23 protein-coding genes are annotated in these 20,819 nt (G+C 70.9%); 2 read left to right on the forward strand and 21 right to left on the reverse strand.

The window, feature by feature from the left end:
- Positions 1-35: 35 nt before the first annotated feature.
- Together IRQ30_RS04740 and IRQ30_RS04745 are read right to left on the reverse strand one after the other, a co-directional pair.
- Positions 36-2,033 carry a protein meaA gene (locus IRQ30_RS04740; protein ID WP_193611877.1) on the reverse strand — a complete coding sequence of 666 codons (1,998 nt, stop codon included), beginning with the start codon at positions 2,031-2,033 and terminating at the stop codon, positions 36-38.
- A gap of 88 nt (positions 2,034-2,121) precedes the next feature.
- The gene (locus IRQ30_RS04745) at positions 2,122-2,427 is read right to left on the reverse strand and encodes an STAS domain-containing protein (protein ID WP_134742095.1); all 306 of its coding nucleotides are present in this window, start codon (positions 2,425-2,427) and stop codon (positions 2,122-2,124) included.
- A gap of 149 nt (positions 2,428-2,576) precedes the next feature.
- On the opposite strand from IRQ30_RS04745, the gene IRQ30_RS04750 reads away from it, so the two are divergent.
- Both IRQ30_RS04750 and IRQ30_RS04755 read left to right on the forward strand, forming a co-directional pair.
- Positions 2,577-3,167: a cob(I)yrinic acid a,c-diamide adenosyltransferase gene (locus IRQ30_RS04750; protein WP_193611878.1), complete on the forward strand. Its 591-nt coding sequence runs from the start codon at positions 2,577-2,579 to the stop codon at positions 3,165-3,167.
- The gene (locus tag IRQ30_RS04755) at positions 3,164-4,114 is read left to right on the forward strand and encodes a hypothetical protein (protein ID WP_193611879.1); all 951 of its coding nucleotides are present in this window, start codon (positions 3,164-3,166) and stop codon (positions 4,112-4,114) included. Before IRQ30_RS04750 ends, IRQ30_RS04755 begins: the two co-directional genes overlap by 4 nt.
- Here the strand turns inward: IRQ30_RS04755 and IRQ30_RS04760 are convergent.
- The 19 genes from IRQ30_RS04760 to rho form a co-directional block, all read right to left on the reverse strand.
- On the reverse strand, positions 4,086-5,261 hold the full coding sequence (locus IRQ30_RS04760; RefSeq protein WP_338089571.1) for an MFS transporter: 1,176 nt from the start codon (positions 5,259-5,261) through the stop codon (positions 4,086-4,088). The genes IRQ30_RS04755 and IRQ30_RS04760 overlap by 29 nt on opposite strands.
- Positions 5,258-5,698, reverse strand: coding sequence for a DUF2550 domain-containing protein (locus tag IRQ30_RS04765; protein WP_193611880.1), 441 nt, complete (start codon positions 5,696-5,698; stop codon positions 5,258-5,260). The genes IRQ30_RS04760 and IRQ30_RS04765 overlap by 4 nt, the downstream gene beginning before the upstream one ends.
- A gap of 95 nt (positions 5,699-5,793) precedes the next feature.
- Positions 5,794-6,189: a F0F1 ATP synthase subunit epsilon gene (locus IRQ30_RS04770; protein ID WP_193607494.1), complete on the reverse strand. Its 396-nt coding sequence runs from the start codon at positions 6,187-6,189 to the stop codon at positions 5,794-5,796.
- Positions 6,189-7,646: a F0F1 ATP synthase subunit beta gene (gene atpD, locus IRQ30_RS04775; RefSeq protein ID WP_193611881.1), complete on the reverse strand. Its 1,458-nt coding sequence runs from the start codon at positions 7,644-7,646 to the stop codon at positions 6,189-6,191. Before atpD ends, IRQ30_RS04770 begins: the two co-directional genes overlap by 1 nt.
- Positions 7,647-7,664: 18 nt before the next feature.
- Positions 7,665-8,585, reverse strand: a complete 921-nt coding sequence (locus IRQ30_RS04780; protein ID WP_193607492.1) for a F0F1 ATP synthase subunit gamma — start codon at positions 8,583-8,585, stop codon at positions 7,665-7,667.
- Between the two features lie 3 nt (positions 8,586-8,588).
- Positions 8,589-10,232 (reverse strand): F0F1 ATP synthase subunit alpha, encoded by a 1,644-nt coding sequence (gene atpA / locus IRQ30_RS04785; RefSeq protein ID WP_193607491.1) that lies wholly within the window; start codon positions 10,230-10,232, stop codon positions 8,589-8,591.
- A 51-nt stretch (positions 10,233-10,283) separates the two neighbouring features.
- Positions 10,284-11,093 (reverse strand): F0F1 ATP synthase subunit delta, encoded by an 810-nt coding sequence (locus IRQ30_RS04790; RefSeq protein WP_193611882.1) that lies wholly within the window; start codon positions 11,091-11,093, stop codon positions 10,284-10,286.
- Positions 11,093-11,692, reverse strand: coding sequence for a F0F1 ATP synthase subunit B (locus IRQ30_RS04795; protein ID WP_193611883.1), 600 nt, complete (start codon positions 11,690-11,692; stop codon positions 11,093-11,095). Before IRQ30_RS04795 ends, IRQ30_RS04790 begins: the two co-directional genes overlap by 1 nt.
- A 44-nt stretch (positions 11,693-11,736) precedes the next feature.
- A complete protein-coding gene (gene atpE, locus IRQ30_RS04800) occupies positions 11,737-11,925 on the reverse strand; it encodes an ATP synthase F0 subunit C (RefSeq protein ID WP_193607516.1) in 189 nt (62 codons plus the stop codon).
- A gap of 92 nt (positions 11,926-12,017) precedes the next feature.
- Positions 12,018-12,863, reverse strand: coding sequence for a F0F1 ATP synthase subunit A (gene atpB, locus IRQ30_RS04805; protein WP_227466989.1), 846 nt, complete (start codon positions 12,861-12,863; stop codon positions 12,018-12,020).
- A gap of 34 nt (positions 12,864-12,897) precedes the next feature.
- Positions 12,898-13,143, reverse strand: a complete 246-nt coding sequence (locus IRQ30_RS04810; protein ID WP_193607488.1) for an AtpZ/AtpI family protein — start codon at positions 13,141-13,143, stop codon at positions 12,898-12,900.
- A gap of 30 nt (positions 13,144-13,173) precedes the next feature.
- Positions 13,174-13,635, reverse strand: a complete 462-nt coding sequence (locus IRQ30_RS04815) for a hypothetical protein (protein WP_193611884.1) — start codon at positions 13,633-13,635, stop codon at positions 13,174-13,176.
- Positions 13,636-13,680: 45 nt separating this feature from the next.
- Complete coding sequence (locus IRQ30_RS04820) at positions 13,681-14,892, reverse strand: MraY family glycosyltransferase (RefSeq protein WP_193607486.1); 1,212 nt, start codon at positions 14,890-14,892, stop codon at positions 13,681-13,683.
- 3 nt (positions 14,893-14,895) lie between these two features.
- Positions 14,896-15,555: an L-threonylcarbamoyladenylate synthase gene (locus IRQ30_RS04825; RefSeq protein ID WP_193611885.1), complete on the reverse strand. Its 660-nt coding sequence runs from the start codon at positions 15,553-15,555 to the stop codon at positions 14,896-14,898.
- A gap of 4 nt (positions 15,556-15,559) precedes the next feature.
- On the reverse strand, positions 15,560-16,402 hold the full coding sequence (prmC, locus tag IRQ30_RS04830; protein ID WP_193611886.1) for a peptide chain release factor N(5)-glutamine methyltransferase: 843 nt from the start codon (positions 16,400-16,402) through the stop codon (positions 15,560-15,562).
- Positions 16,402-17,475, reverse strand: a complete 1,074-nt coding sequence (prfA, locus tag IRQ30_RS04835) for a peptide chain release factor 1 (protein WP_193611887.1) — start codon at positions 17,473-17,475, stop codon at positions 16,402-16,404. The genes prmC and prfA overlap by 1 nt, the downstream gene beginning before the upstream one ends.
- An 84-nt stretch (positions 17,476-17,559) precedes the next feature.
- On the reverse strand, positions 17,560-17,793 hold the full coding sequence (gene rpmE / locus IRQ30_RS04840) for a 50S ribosomal protein L31 (protein ID WP_193607482.1): 234 nt from the start codon (positions 17,791-17,793) through the stop codon (positions 17,560-17,562).
- A 333-nt stretch (positions 17,794-18,126) separates the two neighbouring features.
- Positions 18,127-18,507, reverse strand: a complete 381-nt coding sequence (locus IRQ30_RS04845) for a response regulator (protein ID WP_193607464.1) — start codon at positions 18,505-18,507, stop codon at positions 18,127-18,129.
- Between the two features lie 53 nt (positions 18,508-18,560).
- Positions 18,561-20,609, reverse strand: coding sequence for a transcription termination factor Rho (gene rho, locus IRQ30_RS04850; protein ID WP_193611888.1), 2,049 nt, complete (start codon positions 20,607-20,609; stop codon positions 18,561-18,563).
- Positions 20,610-20,819: the final 210 nt, after the last annotated feature.

Here is a 20,819-nt window from a genome sequence, read left to right on the forward strand (position 1 = left end):
TTGCCTAGCAGTGAGCCCGCCCACGTCGGAGGGCGTCAGTCCAGGTCGTGCGCGCGCCGGATGACGTCGACGATGCCGCCCATGATCTCGGTCAGCCCGAAGTCCTTCGGCGTGAAGACCGCGGCGACGCCGAGGGAGAGCAGCCGCCGTCCGTCGGAGTCCGGGATGATCCCGCCGACGATGACCGGGACGTCGCCCAGCCCAGCCTCGCGCAGGCCCGTCAGCACGTCGGGGACGAGCTCCATGTGGGAGCCGGACAGGATCGAGAGCCCCACGCAGTGCACGTCCTCGGCGACCGCCGCGGAGACGATCTGCTCGGGGGTCAGCCGGATCCCCTGGTAGATCACCTCGAAGCCGGCGTCGCGGGCCCGCACCGCCACCTGCTCGGCGCCGTTGGAGTGCCCGTCCAGGCCCGGCTTCCCGACCAGCAGCCGCAGCCGGCCGCCCAGCTCGTCACCGGTCTCCCGCACCCGCTCCCGTACGGCGGACAGCTCGGCGCCGGCCTCGGCCGCGCCGACCGCGCCGCTGACGCCCGTGGGCGCGCGGAACTCGCCGAACACCTCGCGCAGGGTGCCGGCCCACTCCCCCGTGGTCGCACCCGCCCGGGCGGCGACCAGGGTGGCCGCCATCAGGTTCTCGGTGGTCTTGGCGGCCTGCGCGAGCGCGGCCAGCGCGTCGGCGACCTCGGTCTCGTCGCGCTGCGCCTTCCACTCCTCGACCGACCTCAGTGCCGACTGCTCGGCCTGCGGGTCGGCGGCCATGATCGCGCCGTCCAGGTCGGCCGTCAGCGGGGACGGCTCGGTCGTCTCGTAGACGTTGACGCCCACGACCTTCTCCTCGCCACTCTCGATGCGGCCGCGACGTGCGGCGTGCGCGGAGACCAGCGCCTGCTTCATGTAGCCGGACTCGACGGCCGTGATGGCGCCGCCCATGGCCTGCACGCGGTCGATCTCGGCGCGGGCGCCGTCGACCAGCTCGGCGACCTTGGCCTCGATCACGTGCGATCCGTCGAAGATGTCGTCGTACTCCAGCAGGTCGGACTCGAAGGCCAGGACCTGCTGCAGCCGCAGCGACCACTGCTGGTCCCACGGCCGGGGCAGCCCGAGTGCCTCGTTCCACGCGGGCAGCTGCACGGCGCGGGCGCGGGCGCTCTTCGAGAGGGTCACGCCCAGCATCTCGAGCACGATCCGCTGGACGTTGTTCTCCGGCTGGGCCTCGGTGAGCCCCAGCGAGTTGACCTGCACGCCGTAGCGGAAGCGACGCATCTTGGGGTCCTGCACGCCGTAGCGCTCCCGGGTGATCTCGTCCCACAGCTCGACGAAGGCGCGCATCTTGCACGTCTCCTCGACGAAGCGGACGCCGGCGTTGACGAAGAACGAGATGCGCCCGACGACCTTCTCGAAGTCGGCCTCCTCGACCTGGCCGGAGGCCTTCACCTGGTCGAGCACGGCGATCGCGGTGCACAGCGCGTAGGCCAGCTCCTGGGTGGGCGTGGCGCCGGCCTCCTGCAGGTGGTAGCTGCAGATGTTGATCGGGTTCCACTTCGGGATCTGGTGGACCGTGTAGGCGATGACGTCGCTGATCAGGCGCAGCGAGTGCTCCGGGGGGAAGACGTAGGTCCCCCGCGAGAGGTACTCCTTGATGATGTCGTTCTGGGTGGTGCCGGCGAGCTGCGCCGCGACGTCCTCGGGCGAGAGGTCGGGGTTCTGCTCCTCCGCGGCGACCTGGTAGAGCGCGAGCAGCCACATGGCTGTGGCGTTGATCGTCATCGAGGTGTTCATCGACGTCAGCGGGATGTCGTCGAAGAGCTTGCGCATCTCACCGAGGTGCGGGACGGGGACGCCGACCTTGCCGACCTCGCCGCGGGCGAGGGGCGAGTCGGGGTCGTAGCCGGTCTGGGTCGGCAGGTCGAAGGCGACGGACAGGCCGGTCTGGCCCTTCGCGAGATTGCCGCGGTAGAGCGCGTTGGACGCCGTCGCGGTCGAGTGCCCGGCGTAGGTGCGCATCACCCAGGGGCGGTCCTTCTCGGTCATGGGTCCGAGAGTAGGACGAGACCTACCACGTGGTAACCCGTGGAGCGTGTGGCTTATCCGACACGGGAGCGCGTCCCGGAGGGGCCGATCAGGCGCTCGCGACCTCGCGCTCGAGCTCGACGACACGGATCAGTCGGGAGATGTGGAGCATCCGGCGCACGGCGGGTCCGCAGCCGCGCAACGTCAGGTGGTGGCCGTCGCGGACGGCGAGACGGGTGGCGAAGGCGAGGACCTTCAGGGCGGTGTGGTCGACCGTCGTCACGCCGCTGAGGTCGACCACGACGTCGTCGTAGGTGTGCAGGTGGTCGTGCAGGGCGTTGCGCACCTCCCACGTGCTGCGCACGTCGAAGTCGCCGCTGAGCACCAGCGTGGGTCCATCGAACGCGATGTCCATGCCTGCCTCGTCCTCGGAGCAAAGAACCTCTGTCACCCACTATGACGCGCACCACTCCCCTGAGGTTGCACCCGCAGGGGTGGAAATTTCCGGACCTCGGGCCCGGGCGCGCCGCGAGACCCTCGGAGCCCCCCACTAGGGTCGGCCGCATGGTCAACCTCACGAGGATCTACACCCGCACCGGCGACGGCGGAGAGACCCGGCTCGGCGACATGAGCCTGACATCCAAGAACGACCTCCGCCTGCACGCCTACGCCGACGTCGACGAGGCCAACGCGACCCTCGGCCTGGCGCTCTCGGTCGGGACGCTCGACGACGACGTCGTCGCGGTGCTGACCCACGTGCAGAACGACCTCTTCGACGTCGGCGCCGACTTCTGCACCCCGGTGGTGCCCGACCCGGAGTACCCGCCGCTGCGCATCGAGCAGGACTACGTCGACCGGCTCGAGGCGTGGTGCGACCACTACAACGAGTCGCTGCCGGCGCTGCGGTCCTTCATCCTCAACGGAGGGACGCCCGGCGGCGCGCACCTGCACGTCGCGCGCACCGTCGTACGGCGTGCGGAGCGGTCGGCGTGGGCCGCCTTCGAGCAGCACGGGGACACCATGAACAAGCTCGCGATCACCTACCTCAACCGGCTCTCGGACCTGCTGTTCATCCTGGCCCGACACGCGAACCGGGAGCAGGGGGACGTGCTGTGGGTTCCCGGCGGCGAGCGCGGGGCACCCGCCTCTGCATGAGACCCATCGCCGTCGCCGGCCTCGCGCTGGTCCTCGTCGGGCTGGCGGCGTGCTCCGGAGCCCCTGACACGGGGCGCGCCGAGCAGCGGCTGTCCGGCGTGGACGGCGTGGTCGACGCCGATGCGGCCTGGGTCGGGGGCAGCTTCAAGGTGGCCCCCAGCGCGGCCGTGTCGGTGGCGGTCGGCGACGACCTCACCGCGCAGGAGGCGTCCGGGCTCGCCCCTCGCCTGCTCGACACCCTCGCCGGCCTGGACTGGGAGGCCTCCCCGGCACTGGCCGTCGAGCTCGACGACGATGCCGACGCGACCCCCTTCCTCCCCCGACGCCCCGAAGACGACCCGGGCCCGCGGCCGACGGACGCCTCCACCTACACCTCCGGGCCCGGTGACCTGGACCGCCGTGACCTGGCGGGCGACCTGGCCCTCCTCGTCGGCGCCACCGAGGTGCTCGAGGCCCCGGCCCAGCTCGAGGTGACGGGTGCGGACGAGGTGACGCTCACGGCCGTGCTTCCCACCGACGCGGCCGCCTCGGGCACGCTCGTGCGCGACGCGAGCACCGACCAGGCGCTCACGGCCGCGGGGCTGCGCTGGCGGCTCACCGGACCCGACCTCGCGCTCGAGGTGGAGTCGGGCCTGACGCCCGAGATCGCGGACCTGTGGGCGCTGGTCGCCGAGGACACCGCCGAGCTCGGCGGCCTTCCCCGTGGACGGGTGGTCCTCAGCGTCGACGACGAGCAACCGCTGCGCCTGGTGCGGCTCGAGCTGACCGCCGACTCCCCCGCCGCCCGGGCGGCCGCCGGGGTCACCGGCCCTGCGCGACGGCTCTACGAGCGTCTCGCGGCGGCCGGCGTCGACGAGCTCGAGGTGGTCGTGACCGGCGCGGACACCCAGGTGCGGCGCGCGTTCTCCGCCGACCCCGTCACGACGAGGTGGGAGCCGGGCGCCTGACGGAGGGGCCCACGGCGAGGACGGCGACCGCCGCCGGCGCCATCAGCACCGTCACCGCGAGCAGCGCGTCCAGGGTGCCGACCGCGTCGCCGAGAGCGCCGAGCAGGGGCGGTCCGGTGAGGAACGCGGCGTAGCCGATCGTGGCGACGACGCTGACCCGCGCCGCCGAGCGGACCGGGTCGTCGGCCGCGGCGCTCATGCCGACCGGGAAGCCGAGGGACGCACCGGTGCCCCAGACCAGGATGCCGAGCACCGCGAGCACGGGCCCGCCGAGCACGGTGAGCAGCGTGCCGACCGCCACCGCCGCGACCGAGGCCCACAGCACCGACCGACGGCCGAAGCGGTCCAGGGCCAGCGGGCCGAGCAGCCGTCCGACCGTCATGGCCGTCACGAACAGGGCGTAGCCGCCCACGCCCACCCAGTGCTCGGCGTCGTAGCCGTCGATGATCGCCAGCGAGAGCCAGTCGTTGGCCGAGCCCTCCGCGACCGCGAACGTCAGCACCATGAGGCCGATCGCCAGCGTGCGCGGCTCGGTCCAGGCCGACCGGGGCCGCTCGGTCGGGTGGTCCTCCTCCGCACGCACAGGCAGGAAGTCGCGCACGGCGAGCACGGCGGCGACCAGGGCCAGCACGGACACGACGCCCAGGTGGGCCGGCACGGGGGCGTCCCAAGCCGCCATCGCCACGCCCACCCCAGCCCCTCCGATGTTGCCGAAGGACCAGCCGGCGTGGAAGCGCGGCATGATCGTGCGCCCGAGCAGCCGCTCGACCTCGGCGCCCTCGACGTTCATCGCCACGTCCCAGACGCCGCTCCCGACGCCGAAGAGGAACAGCCCGACCGCGGCCGCGGCCACGGACCCGGCGGTGAACGCACCCACTGCCGTCGTCACCAGGCCGACGGCACCCAGGAGGGCGCCCAGCCGGACGACGCTCGCGGCGCTGCTCCAGGCGATCAGCCGTCCGCTCGCCGGCAGCGACAGGACCGAGCCCAGGGCGATCGCCAGCAGGAGCAGCCCGAGCGCACCGTTGTCGAGGTCGAGCCGCTCGCGCAGCGACGGGATCCGCGAGATCAGCGTCGCCATCATCACGCCGTTGAGCGCGAACGCGGCGGCGACCGCCCGCTTCGAGGCGGGCAGCGGGGTCGTCACCTCGACCAGTCGGTGCCGGGCGGGCGCGCCTCCAGCCAGGACTGGAACCCGGTGAGTGAGGCCTGGCTCAGCGCCAGCTCGATCTCGCCGGCCGCCGTCTGGCAGTGGATCACGACGTGGTCGGGGTAGAGGGAGACCTGCTCGGCGCCCCGCTGCTCGCGGCGCCCGTCGTAGTAGAGGTCGTCACGGGCCCAGGTGCGCTTGGGCCGCGGCGCGAGCGAGAACAGCCGGAACCACTCGAGGTTCTGGCCGGAGTAGCGACCCACCCCGAGGACCCAGCCGCGACCGGCCTTCTGGGGTCGGACCCGGTGGCTGAGCTCGAAGGTGCCGCCGTGCCGCGAGAGCAGCCGGCGGCGTACGACGAGCGCCAGACCGTAGAGCAGGACCAGGAGCAGGAGGACACCGGCGATGTCGATCAGCCACTGCCACCACGCCATTCGGTCCCATCCCCCCTCGGTCCGCAAAGCCTATCGGGTGCCCGCCCGGCGGCCCTCATCGCGGGCCGCCGTTCGTGGATGTGCATCAGTGCTGGTCAGGAGCGCTCCGCGGCCCGGATCCGGGACTCGGCCCGGCGGATGCGCGCCTCGGCGTCGTCCGCGTCGGACGAGCGCGCCTCCTCCAGCTCGCTCTGCGCCGCCGAGACGTCGATGTCGGTCGCCAGGATCGCGCGCTCCGACAGGATCGACACCCGGTTGTTGGCCACCGAGAGGAACCCACCGTCGACCGCGGCGACGACGACGTCGCCCTCCTCGGCCGAGATCTCCACGACCGCGTCGGTGAGCAGCGACAGCAGCGGCGCGTGGTCCTTGAGCACGCCGACGTCACCCTCGACGGTGCGCGCGATGACCATCGTGGCCTGACCGGACCACACGGTCCGGTCGGCCGCGACGAGCTCGACCTGCAGAGCGTCGCCCTCAGAGGCGGCCATCAGAGGTTCTTCTGGATCTCGGCCCACTTCGCCTCGACGTCGTCCAGACCGCCGCACATGAAGAAGGCCTGCTCGGCCACGTGGTCGTACTCGCCGTCGGCGATCTTGTTGAACGCCTCGATGGTGTCCTTGACTGGCACCGTCGAGCCCTCGATGCCGGTGAACTGCTTGGCGACGTAGGTGTTCTGCGACAGGAACCGCTGGATGCGGCGCGCGCGGGACACGATGATCTTGTCCTCTTCGGACAGCTCGTCGACACCGAGGATCGCGATGATGTCCTGGAGCTCCTTGTTGCGCTGCAGGATCTGCTTGATCCGGATCGCGCAGTCGTAGTGCTCCTGCCCGATGTACTGGGCGTCGAGGATCCGCGAGGTCGAGGTCAGCGGGTCCACCGCGGGGTAGATGCCGAGCGACGCGATCTCGCGCGACAGCTCCGTGGTGGCGTCCAGGTGGGCGAACGTCGTGGCCGGCGCGGGGTCGGTGTAGTCGTCCGCGGGCACGTAGATCGCCTGCAGCGAGGTGATCGAGTTGCCTCGCGTCGAGGTGATCCGCTCCTGGAGCTGACCCATCTCGTCGGCCAGGTTGGGCTGGTAGCCCACGGCGGAGGGCATCCGGCCCAGCAGGGTCGACACCTCCGAGCCGGCCTGGGTGAACCGGAAGATGTTGTCGATGAAGAGCAGCACGTCCTGGTTCTGGACGTCGCGGAAGTACTCCGCCATCGTCAGCGCGGACAGGGCGACGCGCAGGCGCGTGCCGGGCGGCTCGTCCATCTGGCCGAACACCAGGGCGGTCTGGCCGATGACGCCGGCCTCGGTCATCTCCTCGATGAGGTCGTTGCCCTCACGGGTGCGCTCACCGACACCCGCGAACACCGACACACCACCGTGGTCCTTGGCGACGCGGGCGATCATCTCCTGGATGAGCACCGTCTTGCCGACGCCGGCACCGCCGAAGAGGCCGATCTTGCCGCCGTTGACATAGGGCGTCAGCAGGTCGATGACCTTGATGCCGGTCTCGAACATCGTGGTCTTGGCCTCGAGCTGGTCGAAGGCCGGGGCCTTGCGGTGGATGCCCCACCGCTCCTTGACCTCGTACTCCTCGCCCTCCTCGAGGTTGAGGACGTCACCGGTCGCGTTGAACACGTGACCCTTGGTGATGTCACCCACGGGGACCGTGATCGGGCCGCCGGTGTTGGTCACCGTGGCGCCGCGCACGAGGCCGTCGGTCGACTGCATCGAGATGGCACGGACCATGCCGTCGCCGATGTGCAGCGCGACCTCGAGGATCAGCGTCTTGGTCTCGCCGTTGAGGTCGAGGTCGACCTCCAGCTTGTTGTACATGTCGGGCATCGCGTCCGCGGGGAACTCGACGTCCACGACGGGGCCGGTCACGCGGGCGACGCGGCCGGTGCTCGTGGCACCCGCGCCCGTCTGGGTCTCTTCAACAGTGGCAGTCATGTCTCTTCACTCACTCTGCTAGTCGTTGCCGGAGTTGGCGTCGGCCAGCGCGTTGACGCCGCCCACGATCTCGCTGATTTCCTGGGTGATGCCGGCCTGGCGGGCCTGGTTGGCGATGCGGGTGTACTTCTTGATGAGCTCGTCGGCGTTGTCCGTGGCGGACTTCATCGCCTTCTGGCGGGCGGCGAGCTCGGAGGCCGCCGCCTGCAGGAGCGCGAAGAAGATCCGGCTCTGGACGTACTGCGGGAGCAGCCCGTCCAGGACCTCGGCCGGGGACGGCTCGAACTCGTAGAGCGGGAGCAGGTCGGCCTGCGGCTGCTCCACGCCCTCCTCGGCCTCGACGACCTCGAGCGGCAGGAGCCGCACCGCGGTGGGCTCCTGGACCAGCATCGAGCGGAACCGCGTGTAGACCACGTGGACCTCGTCGACGTCGCCGTCCTCGCCCTGCTCCTTGAGGAACGCCTCGATCAGCACGCGGCCGATGTCGGCGGCCGTGTCGTACGACGGCTGGTCGGAGGCGCCGGTCCAGGCCTGGATGATCGGGCGCTGGCGGAACTTGAAGTACGCCTCGCCCTTCCGTCCGGCGATGAACCAGTCGATCTCCTTGCCCTCGTCGCGCAGCTTCTCGGCGAGACGCTCGGCCTCCTTGAGCACGCTCGAGGAGTAGGCACCCGCCAGACCGCGGTCGCTGGTCACGATGAGGACGGCGGCCCGCTTGGGGCTCTCCTCCTCCCGCGTCAGGGGGTGGTCGACGTTCGAGAACGTCGCGACGGCCGACACCGCACGCGTCAGCTCGCGGGCGTAAGGCGCTGCCGCCTGAGCCCGTTGCTGCGCCTTGATGATGCGGGACGCAGCGATGAGCTCCATGGCGCGCGTGATCTTCTTCATCGACTCCGTCGACTTGATCCGCGCGCGGTACTCACGCAGCGAGAGGGCCATGCGTCAGCCTCGCTTCTGCTTGACGATCTGCTCCTGCTCGTGCTCCTCGTCCGACAACGCCTCGGCCTGCGCCTCGTGGCCGACCTTGATCGAGCCACCGTCGGAGGTCTCGAACTCGTTGAGGAAGGAGTCGTACGCGTCGGAGAGCGAGGACTCGGTGTCGTCCTCGAACTTCAGGGACTCGCGGATGGCCGAGAGGATCCCGTCGTGGGAGCGGCGCAGGTAGTCGAGGAACTCGCGCTCGAAGCGGAGCACGTCGTCGACCGGCACGCGGTCCAGGCGACCCGAGGTGCCGAGCCACAGGGACACGGTCATCTCGTCGATCGGGTACGGCGAGTAGGCCGGCTGCTTGAGCAGGGCCATCAGGCGCTGCCCGCGGTCCAGCTGCTGGCGCGAGGCCGCGTCGAGGTCGGAGGCGAACATGGCGAACGCCTCCATGGCGCGGAACTGCGCCAGGTCGACCTTGAGCGACCCGGTGACGGCCTTCATGGCCTTCGTCATGGCCGAGCCACCCACGCGCGAGACCGAGACACCCACGTCGATGGCGGGGCGCTGGTTGGCCGCGAACAGGTCCGACTGGAGGAAGATCTGGCCGTCGGTGATCGAGATGACGTTGGTCGGGATGAACGCCGAGACGTCGTTGGCCTTGGTCTCCACCATCGGCAGGCCGGTCATGGAGCCGGAGCCCAGCTCGTCGGACAGCTTGGCGCACCGCTCGAGCAGCCGGCTGTGGAGGTAGAAGACGTCGCCCGGGTAGGCCTCGCGGCCCGGCGGGCGGCGCAGCAGCAGCGACACGGCGCGGTAGGCCTCGGCCTGCTTGGTCAGGTCGTCGAACACGATGAGGACGTGCTTGCCCTGGTACATCCAGTGCTGGCCGATGGCCGAGCCGGTGTAGGGGGCGAGGTACTTGAAGCCGGCGCTGTCGGACGCGGGGGCCGCGACGATGGTGGTGTACTCCAGCGCGCCGGACTCCTCGAGGGCGCCACGCACGGAGGCGATGGTCGAGCCCTTCTGGCCGATGGCGACGTAGATGCAGCGGACCTGCTTGGACGGGTCGCCGGTCTCCCAGTACTGCTTCTGGTTGATGATCGTGTCGATCGCGACGGTCGTCTTGCCCGTGGCGCGGTCGCCGATGATCAGCTGGCGCTGGCCGCGGCCGATCGGGGTCAGGGCGTCGATCGCCTTGATGCCCGTGGCGAGCGGCTCGTGCACCGACTTGCGCTGCATGACGGAGGGCGCCTGGAGCTCGAGAGCACGACGGCCGTCGGTCTCGATGTCGCCCAGGCCGTCGATCGGGTTGCCGAGCGGGTCGACGACGCGGCCGAGGTAGCCCTCGCCGACGGGGACCGAGAGGACCTCGCCCGTGCGGCGCACGGTCTGACCCTCCTCGATCTTGTCGAAGTCACCGAGGACGACGGCGCCGATCTCGCGGGTGTCGAGGTTGAGCGCCAGGCCGAGCGTGCCGTCCTCGAACTCGAGGAGCTCGTTGGCCATGGCCGAGGGCAGACCACTGATCCGCGCGATGCCGTCACCGGCCTCGGCGACCGTGCCGACCTCTTCCTTGCCGGCGGCCTCCGGCTTGTAGTCGGAAACGAACTTCTGGAGCGCGTCCCGGATCTCGTCCGGACGGATCGAAAGCTCCGTCATGTCTGCCTACTCTCTGACTCTGGATGATCTGCTTGGTGGGGGTTGCCGGCGTCAGCCGGCGAGCTTCCGTCGTGCTTCGTCGATCTTGCCTGCCACCGTGCCGTCGATGACGTCGTCACCGATCTCCACCCGCATGCCTCCGAGGAGGGACGGGTCGACGACGACGTTGAGGTGGACCTCACGGCCGTACTGCCGGGTGAGCGCCCGCTGCAGGCGGGTGCGCTCGTCGTCGCTCAGCTCCTGGGCGACGCGGACCTTCGCCACGCTCTCCTCGTGCACCGAGGCGGCGACCTTCTGGTAGTCGGCGAGCGCGAGGCCCACCGTGCGGTAGGCACCCGAGAGCGCCTGCTCCGCCAGCACCAGCGACTCCGGGAGGACCTTGCCCTCCAGGAGGCCCCGCAGCAGCGCGCGCTTGTCGTCGACCGACCGGGCGGGGTCGCCCAGCGCGGAGCGCAGCTCGGGGTTCTCGTTGATGGTCTGGCCGATCACGAACAGCTCGTCGGCCAGGCGGCTGGCCTGGGCCGGCTGGTCACCGGCCGAGCGCACGACCGCGATGACGCCGAGCAGCTCGAGGGCGTCGGCCAGGTCGCGCGTGGCGGTCCACCGTCGCGAGACGGCGTCGGCGACCAGGTCGAGAGCGGCCTGGTCGACCTTGCCCGCGAAGATCGAGCGCACCAGCCCCGACTTGGCGCCGGAGTCGGTGGAGACGTCCGTGGCCAGGCGACGCAGGGCCGGCTCCGAGCGGAGCACCCCTGCGACACCGAAGAGGTCCTGACCCAGGCCGGTGCCGGGGCTCGGGACCCCCGCGAGCTGGTCACGCAGACCAGCCACGGCCTCGGCAGAAGCGCCACGCACGGACATCAGACCGCCCCGTTGCCGCTGGAGCTGCCGGCGCCCGTCGACTCGATGGCCTCGAGGTCGGCGAGGAACCGGTCGACCACGCGCGCGGAGCGGGCGTCGTCCTCCAGGCTCTCCCCGACGATGCGGCCGGCAAGGGTGGTCGCGAGCGCGCCCACCTCGGCACGGAGCGAGGTGACCGCCTGCTGGCGCTCGGCCTCGATCTGGGCCTTGCCGTGCTCGGTGATCCGCGTGGCCTCGGTCTGCGCCTGCTCCCGCATCTCCGCGATGATCTGGGCGCCCTGCTCGCGCGCCTCCTCACGGATGCGCGCCGCCTCGTGACGAGCGTCGGCGAGCTGCTTCTCGAGCTCGGCGAGCTTGGCGTCGGCCTCGGCCTGCTTGGTCTCCGCAGCCGCGAGCCCGCCCTCGATCGCCGTCGTGCGCTCGGCGAAGGTCTGCTCGAACGCCGGCACCACGAACTTCTTCACGAGGAAGAAGAGGATGGCGAAGACGACGAGCGCGAGCCCGAGCTCGGCGAGGTGCGGTACGAGGGGGTTGAGCTCGTGCTCGCCCTCTTCGCCCTCGGCGGTCCTCACGACGAGCGTGGGGATGAGTGTCTGCATGGCAGTCCTTTGTGTTCGGTCGGCCTACGTCGGGAGGACGGAGGTCAGCTCAGGACGAACGCGAGAGCGATACCGATGATGGCGAGGGCCTCGGCGAGCGCGAAGCCGAGGATCGCGATCGACTGCAGGCGCGACTGGGCCTCGGGCTGACGGGCGACGCCGTTGATGTAGGCCGCGAAGATCAGGCCGATGCCGATGCCGGGGCCGATGGCCGCCAGGCCGTAGCCGATCATGTTGACAGAGCCGTTCAGAGTGCCATCCACGGCAATCTTCCTTTCGGTTGTTTCTATCTCAGTTTGTACAGCTGGGGGTTGGTGCGTGGAGCTCAGTGCTCGTCGGCCAGCGCGCCTTGGATGTACATGGCGTTGAGGAGGACGAACACATACGCCTGGAGGAACTGGATCAGGATCTCCAGGAAGGCGACGGCCACGAAGAGCACCCACGCGAGGATGCCGACCGGGGCGTAGGCGAGGCTCATCTCGAAGATGAGGTACTCGCCACCGAGGGCGAACAGGATCAGCAGCAGGTGGCCGGCGAACATGTTGGCGAAGAGTCGCAGCGCCAGCGTGACGGGGCGGACCAGGATGTTGGAGAGGAACTCCAGCGGCACCAGCAGGATCAGGATCGGGCCGGTGATGCCCGCGGGCACCGACTGCAGCTTGAAGTAGCCGACGAAGCCGTGCTTGCGGATGCCGACGATGTTGTAGATCAGCCAGCTCAGGATCGCGAGGGCGTAGACCATGCCGGAGCGCGAGAACGTCGGGAACTGGATGAACGGCACCGACGCGAAGAGGTTGTTGACCAGCAGGAAGAGGAAGAGCGTGAAGAGGTACGGCACGAACTTCATGAAGTCGTGGGCGCCGATGATGTCGCGGCCCAGCGAGTTGCGGACGAAGCCGTAGGCCTCCTCGCCGACGAACTGCATCTTGCCCGGCACCATCGCCCGCTTGCGCGAGGCGAGGTAGAAGAAGCCGAAGATCAGGACGGCCGAGAGCACCAGCTGCAGCATCGGCTTGGTGACGCCGAGGACGAACTCCTGCCCGAAGGCGTGGAACGTCCCGAAGTCGCCGCCGATCGGAGGCAGGTCGAAGTCGGCCGGCCCCGGAGGCGTGAAGCCCTCCGCCCGGATCCCCGCGGCCTGCGGGACAAGTGCGCTGCCGATGCCGCTCAACGTGTCTCCTGTGTCGTCACTGCCAACTCGTGCACTACGTCTGACTCTGGTCGGTGTCGCGATCGCCCCGGAACCGGAAGCGCGCCCAGGTCTGGAAGGTCCCGAGCACGGCACCCAGCAGGATCCCGAGCGCTACCAGGAACGACGTTCCCAGCCAACGATCGAGGAGCCAGCCGACGAACCCGTACAGAAGCACACCGGACACCAGGTACCCAAAGGCGAGCCAGGGGTCTCCGCGAGGTCCGTCGTCGTGCTCCGCAGGGGGAATCTCCTGAGCCATCGCGAACCGGACAATAGCAGTCGTGGTGGGTCATCGCTCACTCGCCTCGGAGGGGAGGTCGTAGACCGGGATGCGCCGGCGGGTGACCAGCAGGACCTGGCTCACGAGCCAGATCGCGACGCCCCCGATGACCGCCGCGGCGAGCCACGACCGGTTCAGCGTGGAGTCCAGCAGGCCCGACGCCGAGAGGGCCGCGAACACCAGCCCCATGAGCACCACCTGCATCGTGTAGGTGAGCAGCGCGAACATCAGCGCCGCGGTGGGCATGATGCCGGCGACCAGGTTGACCACCAGGGAGCTGCCGGCCAGGACCACGACCACCAGGGCCGTCCCGACCAGGGCGCCGAGGGCCGCGGCCGAGCCGGCGGTGAACGCGCCGACCACGCTCAGGACCAGGCCGAGCGCCAGAGCCGCCACGGACGCACCGACCAGCACGCTGACACCGCTGTCGCGGTCAACCTGCGGGGTGCGGGGAGCTTCGGTCGTCATCATCGGCGGCCGTCCTGGTGGGGGTCTCTCGGGTGCTCGTGAAAACTATCACAAAGTCCCGGAGGGCTCCGAATCCGCGGCCTCGCCCTCGTCGGGGGGCGGGGCCTCGGCCGACTCCTGCACGGGCTCGGGGGGCTGCTCGGCCAGGGGCCGGGCGAAGCGCGGCAGCACGAAGGTCAGCGCGACGGTCACGGCCGCCATGGCGCCCAGCGCCAGCCACATCCGGGGGCCGGTGTAGAGGCTGGCCAGGACCGTGCCGAAGGCGATCAGGGCGGCCCACAGCCACATGATCACGACCGCACGACGGTGGGAGTGCCCGATCTCCAGCAGCCGGTGGTGCAGGTGCTGCTTGTCGGGCGCGAACGGCGAGCGGCCCGCCCGCGTGCGGCGTACGACGGCGAGGACGAGGTCGGCCAGCGGCACGATCAGGATCAGCACCGGGAGCCCCAGCGGCAGCAGGAACGGCAGCAGGCTGGCCTGGGACCCGTCGGCGCCCTGGGTGAGCTCGTTGCCGCGGAACTGCGTGGTGATCGTCAGCGCCGTCGTGGACAGCACCAGCCCGATCAGCATGGAGCCGCTGTCGCCCATGAAGAGCCGGGCCGGGTGGAAGTTGTGCACCAGGAAGCCCGCGCAGGCACCGGCGAGCGACGCCGAGAGCAGGGCGGCGGTCGTCGCCAGGGGTGCGGAGTTGAGGTTGGCCAGCTGGTAGCTGAACAGGAAGAACGCCGCCGCGCCGATGCCGACGACGCCCGCGGCCAGGCCGTCGAGGCCGTCGACGAAGTTGACGGCGTTGACGGTCGCCACCACGACCACCACGGTCAGGATCGCGCCCTGGGCGGGGTCCAGGAGGAACTGGTAGCCGTCGGGACGGGGGAAGAAGTAGAACTGCAGGCCGGAGTAGGTGAGCAGCCCCACGGCGAGCACCTGGCCGCCGAACTTGGTGAGCGCGTCCAGGTCGAAGATGTCGTCGAGCACGCCGATGCCGCAGACCATCGCCCCGGCGATGATCACCAGCTTGTAGTCCTCGAAGACGAACGGGCCGGCGTTGGAGAGGAAGGGCAGCTCGCGGGCGACGAGGTAGGCCGCCACGAGCCCGCCGAGCATCGCGATGCCGCCGAGGTAGGGCACCGGCTCGGCGTGCACGTCGCGGTCGCGCACCTTGGCCACCGCACCCGTGCGCAGGGCGATCTCGCGCGCCACCACGGTGAGCAGGGAGGTCACCGCCGCGGCGATGAGGAAGACCAGGATGTACTCGCGCACGCCTCAGCCTTCGTCGGTGAGCGTGGCGCCGTGCGGCTCCAGCACCTCGTTGAGGCGCTCCAGCGAGAGGGCACCGCGGCGCAGGATCCGCCCCTGGGTGCCGGTGACGTCGACGATGGTGGACGCCTCGCCGCCGGGCGACTCCCCCGCGTCGACGATCAGCTCGACCGCGTCGCCCAGCATCTCCTCGGCCTGCTCGGCGTCGGTCGCGGCCGGCATGCCGGTGCGGTTGGCCGAGCTGACCGCGAGCGGGCCGGTGCGCTCGAGCAGCTCGAGGGCGACCGGGTGGTCGGGCATGCGCACCGCGACGGTGCCGCGGGTGTCGCCGAGGTCCCAGCGCAGCGAGGTCTGCATGTGGCACACCAGCGTGAGCGGCCCCGGCCACAGCTCCTCCACGAGGGCCCGGGCGTAGCCGGGCACCCGCACGGCGAGCGCGTCGAGCGTCGAGGCGGCGCTGACCAGGACCGGCGGGGGCATCTCGCGACCGCGGCCCTTGGCGGCGAGCAGGCCCTTGACCGCGTCGGCGTCGAACGCGTCGGCGGCCACGCCGTAGACGGTGTCGGTGGGGATGACCACCAGCCGGCCCTGCTGGATCGCCACGCTCGCCGCGCTCACCGCGGCCTCCAGCTCGTCCGGGCTGCCGGTCGGGTAGCGGGTGCTCACGGCCTCATCGTGCCAGTCGAGCCGTCAGGAAGCGCGCACGCCCGGCCAGATCGGGGTGGTCGCGCACGTCGGTCCAGCGCCCGGTCGCCACGAAGACTGCCGGCGCCGACTCGCCCTGCGCGTCGGCGTGCTCCACCCCGACGACCCCGTCGCGGCGCAGCAGCTCGGCCGCCCGGCGCTCGACCACGCGGATCGCGTCCAGACCGTCGTCACCGGAGAAGAGCGCGAGGTGCGGGTCGTGGTCGCGAGCCTCGAGCGCCACGGACTCCCACGCGTCGAGCGGGATGTAGGGCGGGTTGGACACGACGACGTCGACGGCGCCCAGCAGGTCGTCGAACGCCGTGCCGAGGTCGCCCTGGCGCAGGTCGACGGCCGTGCCGGCAAGGTTGCGCTCGGCCCAGGAGTGCGCGGGCTCGTCGAGCTCCACGGCGTGCACCCGCGCGGCCGGCACCTCGTCGGCGATCGCCTTCGCGATGGCACCCGAGCCGGTGCCGAGGTCGACGACCACGGGATCCTGGCGGGCGGAGGCCTCGGCGACGGCCCAGCCGGCGAGCAGCTCGGTCTCGGGGCGCGGCACGAAGACGCCCGGGCCGACCAGCAGCTCGACGTGGCGGAACGCCGCCGTGCCGGTCAGGTGCTGCAGGGGCTCGCGCGCCGCCCGGCGGGCCAGCACGGCGTCGTACCGCTCGACGACGGCGTCCTCCACGTCGTCGACCAGCATCAGCCGGCCGCGGCTCGTGCCGAGCACGTGCGCCAGCAGCTCGGCCGCATCGTGCTCGGGGCTCGCGACCCCGGCGCCCCGGAGCCGCTCGACCGCGGCGGCCACCAGACGGCGACGCTCGGGCATCAGGACTCCAGCGCGGCGAGCTGCGCGTCGAGGTCCGCCTGGATGCACGAGTCGAGCACCGGCTGGAGGTCGCCGTCAAGCACGCTGTCGAGGTTGTAGGCCTTGTAGCCGGTGCGGTGGTCGGAGATGCGGTTCTCGGGGTAGTTGTAGGTGCGGATCCGCTCGGAGCGGTCGACGGTGCGGATCTGGCTGCGCCGGGCCTCGCTGGCCTCGGCGTCGGCCTCCTCCTGAGCAGCCGCCAGCAGCCGGGCACGCAGGATCCGCATGGCCTGCTCCTTGTTCTGCAGCTGGCTCTTCTCGTTCTGGCAGCTGGCCACGATGCCGGTCGGCACGTGCGTGATCCGCACTGCGGAGTCGGTCGTGTTGACGCTCTGGCCGCCGGGGCCGCTGCTGCGGTAGACGTCGATGCGCAGGTCGTTGTCGTCGATCGTCACGTCGACCTGCTCGGCCTCGGGGAGCACCAGCACCCCGGCGGCACTCGTGTGCACGCGGCCCTGCGACTCCGTGACCGGCACCCGCTGCACCCGGTGGACGCCGCCCTCGAACTTGAGCTGGGCGAACGGCCCCTCCCCCGGCGCCGGCGTGCCCTTGGCCTTCACCGCGAGCGTGGCGGACTTGTAGCCGCCCAGGTCGGACTCGGTGGCGTCGATCATCTCGACCTTCCAGCCGCGCGCCTCGGCGTACCGGGTGTACATCCGCACGAGGTCCCCGGCGAACAGCGCCGACTCCTCGCCGCCCTCACCGGACTTGATCTCGAGCAGCGTGTCCTTGTCGTCCGCGGGGTCGCGCGGGATCAGCAGGTAGCGCAGCCGCTCGGCGGCCGCGGCCTGCTGCTCGACGAGCGCGTCCACCTCCTCGGCGAACGTCGGGTCCTCGGCGGCCAGCTGCCGGGCCGCCTCGATGTCCCCGTCGTACTGCTGCCAGTCGCGCCAGGCCGTGATGATCGAGGTCAGGACGGCGTAGCGCTGGTTCAGCGTCTTCGCCAGCCGCGCGTCGGCATGGGTCTCGGGCGCGCCGAGGCGCGACTCGAGCTCGGCGTGCTCGGCGAGGTAGCCCTCGACGGCCTCGAACATGCGGACTCCTAGGGAGGTGGCGGCGGACAAATCACGAGCGCCGACCCGCTGCATGGAGGCAGGGGGTCGGCGCTGTGGGCTGAGCTACTTGCTGTCGGCCTTCGAGGAGTCGGCCTTCTTGGCGTAGCGGGCCTCGAAGCGGGCGACGCGGCCGCCGGTGTCGAGGATCTTCTGCTTGCCGGTGTAGAACGGGTGGCACTGCGAGCAGACGTCGGACTTGATGTTGCCGCTCGTCATCGTGGAGCGCGTGGTGAACTCGGCGCCACAGGTGCACGTCACCTGGGTCGTCACGTAGTCCGGGTGGATGTCCTTCTTCATGATGTCCTCTCTGTTCCCATCTCTGGGAGAGTCGCCGGGTCGTCCCCACCTCGTGCGGGCACGTGAACCGGAACCGTCGAACAGGATAGAGAACGCCGGATCCCCCCGCCTAATTCCCCGCGTGCGGGGTCGTGCGCCGGGCGGGAGTTTCGCCGGTCGACCGGCGATTCTGGACCTTGACCGCTGAAGCTTCGGCTCGGAAGCGTGAGTTTCGCCCCGCCGCCCGGCGAATCTGGAGCTTCCCTGCTGAAACTTGGGCCCGGAAGCGTGAGTTTCGCCGGTCGACCGGCGAAACTCCCGCGCCGGCGGCGATCCCGGGCCGGCGGGGCTGGGTCAGTCGGTGCCGGCGGAGCGGGTGAGCAGGGCCTCGACCCGGGAGGCGAGCTCGCGGGGGCTGAAGGGCTTGGTGATGTAGTCGTCGGCGCCGGAGTCGAAGCCGGTCTCGACGTCGGACTCCTGGGCGCGAGCCGTGAGCAGGATGACCGGGAGGTCGACGAGCGTCGGGTCGGCCCGGATCAGCCGGATCGCGTCCAGCCCGGACGTGCCGGGCATCATCACGTCGAGCACGGCGAGGTCCGGCCGCTCGGCCTGGCAGGCCGCCACCGCCGCCGCGCCGTCCCCGACGGCCACGATCTGGTGGCCCATCGTCGAGAGCTTGAACTCGACCAGCTCGCGGATGTCCACATCGTCATCCGCGACCACGATCCGTGCCACGTCGTACCTCTCGCTCGGTGAAGACTGCGGCGACAGACTAGCGGTGCCGCCGCTCAGTCGTCCTTCGACGTCGCCGTCGGCGTCGTCTTCTGCACCTGCATGAGGAACTCCAGGTTGGTCTGGGTCTTCTTCAGGCGCTCCAGCAGCAGCTCCAGCGCCTGCTGCCCGTCGAGCCCGGAGAGCACGCGGCGCAGCTTCCAGATGATCGCGAGCTCCTCCTTGCTCATCAGGAGCTCCTCGCGCCGGGTGCCGGACTGCACGGCGTCGATCGCGGGGAAGATGCGCTTGTCGGCGAAGTCGCGGCGCAGCCGGATCTCCATGTTGCCGGTGCCCTTGAACTCCTCGAAGATCACCTCGTCCATCTTCGAGCCGCTCTCGATCAGCGCGGTCGCCAGGATCGTGAGCGAGCCGCCGTTCTCGATGTTGCGCGCGGCCCCGAAGAACTTCTTGGGCGGGTACAGCGCGGCGGAGTCGACGCCACCGGACAGGATCCGGCCGCTGGCAGGGGCCGCGAGGTTGTAGGCGCGACCCAGACGCGTGATGCCGTCGAGCAGCACGACGACGTCGTGCCCCAGCTCCACCAGCCGCTTGGCGCGCTCGATGGCGAGCTCGGCGACCACCGTGTGGTCGGAGGCCGGGCGGTCGAAGGTCGAGGAGATGACCTCGCCCTTGACCGAGCGCTCGAAGTCGGTGACCTCCTCCGGGCGCTCGTCGACCAGCACGACCATCAGGTGGCACTCGGGGTTGTTGGTCGTGATCGAGTTGGCGATGGACTGCATGATCATCGTCTTGCCGGCCTTGGACGGCGACACGATCAGGCCACGCTGCCCCTTGCCGATCGGCGCGGCGATGTCGATGACGCGGCCGATCAGGTTGCCTGGCTCGGTCTCGAGACGCAGCCGCTCCGAGGCGTAGAGCGGGGTGAGCTTCTGGAACTCCACGCGGTGCTTGGCGGTCTCGGGGTCGGCGCCGTTGACGCTGTCGATCCGGACCATCGGGTTGAACTTGGCCTTGCTCTCCCCCTCACGAGGCTGGCGTACGTCGCCGACGATCGCGTCGCCGCGGCGCAGGCCGAACTTGCGCACCATGGACAGCGAGACGTAGACGTCCTCGGTCCCGGGGAGGTAGCCGCTGGTACGGACGAAGGCGTAGTTGTCCAGGACGTCCAGGATGCCCGCCGCCGGCACGAGGACGTCGTCCTCGAGGATCGTGGTGTCCGGCTCGCTGCGCTGGTTGCCGGGGCCGGCCTGACCGGTCGCACCGGCGGGGCGGTTGGTGTTGCGCTCGCGCCCGCGGCGGCGACGGTTGCGACCGCCGCCCTCCTCGGCGTCCCGGTTCTGGTCCCGGTTCTGGTCACGCCCCTGGTCGCGGTCCTGGTCCCGGTTCTGCTCACGCCCCTGGTCGCGCTGCTGACCGCCCTGGTCGCGGTTCTGCTCGCGGTTCTGCTCGCGGTTCTGCTCGCGGTTCTGGTCGCGGTTCTGCTCGCGGTTCTGCTCACGCTTCTGCTCGCGGCTCTGGCCGCCCTGGTCACGGGTCTGGCCGCCCTGGTCGCGGTTCTGGTCGCGGTTCTGGCCGCCCTGGTCGCGGTCCTGGTCGCGGTTGCGCTCGCGCCGGTCGTCGGTGTCACGCGCCTCGGGGCGCTGCTCGCGCGCCGGCTGCTCCTGGGCGGGCTGCTCGCGCGGCGCCTGGTCCTGGACGGGCTGCCCCTGGGCGGGCGCGACGGCGCGGCGCCGGGTGCGCGTCTTGACCTCGGGCGGAGCCGGCTCGCGGCTCTCGGCACGCGGCAGCTCGGGCTGCTCGCTGCGCTCGGTCCGCTGGGTGCGCTCGGGCTGCTGGGTGCGCTCGGGCTGCTCGGTGCGCTCGACCGTGGCGGTCTGGGCCGGACGCGTCCGGGCCGCCGGCTGGTCACCGGACTGGCCACCCGTTTGGGCCGCCTTGATGGCGTCGACCAGCTGCGCCTTCTTCATGCTGCCGGCGCCGGCGATGCCCATGCCGCCGGCCATGGACTTGAGGTCCGCGAGCAGCATGGAGCTCAGTCCGCCGCCGCGCTTCTTGGCGGCCGGGGCGGCCGGCTCGGGAGTGGAGTCGAGGGTGTCGGTCACGTGAGGTCCTTCCCACGATCAGTGCCGGCTGGTGGAACCACCGCGGCTGCTGGTCAGTGCCCCACCTCGGCGTCTTCCCCACAGAGGAGGGAGAGCTTGCGATGCGCGGCACAGCCGCAGATCAAGAGGGAGGGGTGGTGCGCTGGGGGTTCCGACCGACCGAGGGTCGGTGGCCACTGGCGCAGCGTCAATGTATCACTGCGCCAGGCG

The sequence above is a fragment of the Nocardioides lijunqiniae genome, assembly GCF_015024225.1.
In the GTDB taxonomy this organism is placed as follows: Bacteria; Actinomycetota; Actinomycetes; order Propionibacteriales; family Nocardioidaceae; genus Nocardioides; species Nocardioides lijunqiniae.

Excerpts from the sequence above, each read along its gene's own strand:
- IRQ30_RS04755 (WP_193611879.1), top strand. The coding sequence starts at position 3,164 with ATGAGACCCATCGCCGTCGCCGGCCTCGCGCTGGTCCTCGTCGGGCTG.
- prfA (WP_193611887.1), bottom strand. The coding sequence starts at position 17,475 with ATGTTCGAGGCCGTCGAGGGCTACCTCGCCGAGCACGCCGAGCTCGAG.
- rpmE (WP_193607482.1), bottom strand. The coding sequence starts at position 17,793 with ATGAAGAAGGACATCCACCCGGACTACGTGACGACCCAGGTGACGTGC.
- IRQ30_RS04790 (WP_193611882.1), bottom strand. The coding sequence starts at position 11,093 with ATGTCCGTGCGTGGCGCTTCTGCCGAGGCCGTGGCTGGTCTGCGTGAC.
- IRQ30_RS04740 (WP_193611877.1), bottom strand. The coding sequence starts at position 2,033 with ATGACCGAGAAGGACCGCCCCTGGGTGATGCGCACCTACGCCGGGCAC.
- IRQ30_RS04770 (WP_193607494.1), bottom strand. The coding sequence starts at position 6,189 with ATGGCCGCCTCTGAGGGCGACGCTCTGCAGGTCGAGCTCGTCGCGGCC.
- IRQ30_RS04765 (WP_193611880.1), bottom strand. The coding sequence starts at position 5,698 with ATGGCGTGGTGGCAGTGGCTGATCGACATCGCCGGTGTCCTCCTGCTC.
- atpD (WP_193611881.1), bottom strand. The coding sequence starts at position 7,646 with ATGACTGCCACTGTTGAAGAGACCCAGACGGGCGCGGGTGCCACGAGC.
- prmC (WP_193611886.1), bottom strand. The coding sequence starts at position 16,402 with ATGCCCGAGCGTCGCCGTCTGGTGGCCGCCGCGGTCGAGCGGCTCCGG.
- IRQ30_RS04810 (WP_193607488.1), bottom strand. The coding sequence starts at position 13,143 with ATGGCTCAGGAGATTCCCCCTGCGGAGCACGACGACGGACCTCGCGGA.
- IRQ30_RS04745 (WP_134742095.1), bottom strand. The coding sequence starts at position 2,427 with ATGGACATCGCGTTCGATGGACCCACGCTGGTGCTCAGCGGCGACTTC.
- IRQ30_RS04780 (WP_193607492.1), bottom strand. The coding sequence starts at position 8,585 with ATGGCCCTCTCGCTGCGTGAGTACCGCGCGCGGATCAAGTCGACGGAG.
- atpA (WP_193607491.1), bottom strand. The coding sequence starts at position 10,232 with ATGACGGAGCTTTCGATCCGTCCGGACGAGATCCGGGACGCGCTCCAG.
- IRQ30_RS04815 (WP_193611884.1), bottom strand. The coding sequence starts at position 13,635 with ATGATGACGACCGAAGCTCCCCGCACCCCGCAGGTTGACCGCGACAGC.
- atpE (WP_193607516.1), bottom strand. The coding sequence starts at position 11,925 with ATGATCGGCTACGGCCTGGCGGCCATCGGCCCCGGCATCGGCATCGGC.
- IRQ30_RS04795 (WP_193611883.1), bottom strand. The coding sequence starts at position 11,692 with ATGCAGACACTCATCCCCACGCTCGTCGTGAGGACCGCCGAGGGCGAA.
- IRQ30_RS04750 (WP_193611878.1), top strand. The coding sequence starts at position 2,577 with ATGGTCAACCTCACGAGGATCTACACCCGCACCGGCGACGGCGGAGAG.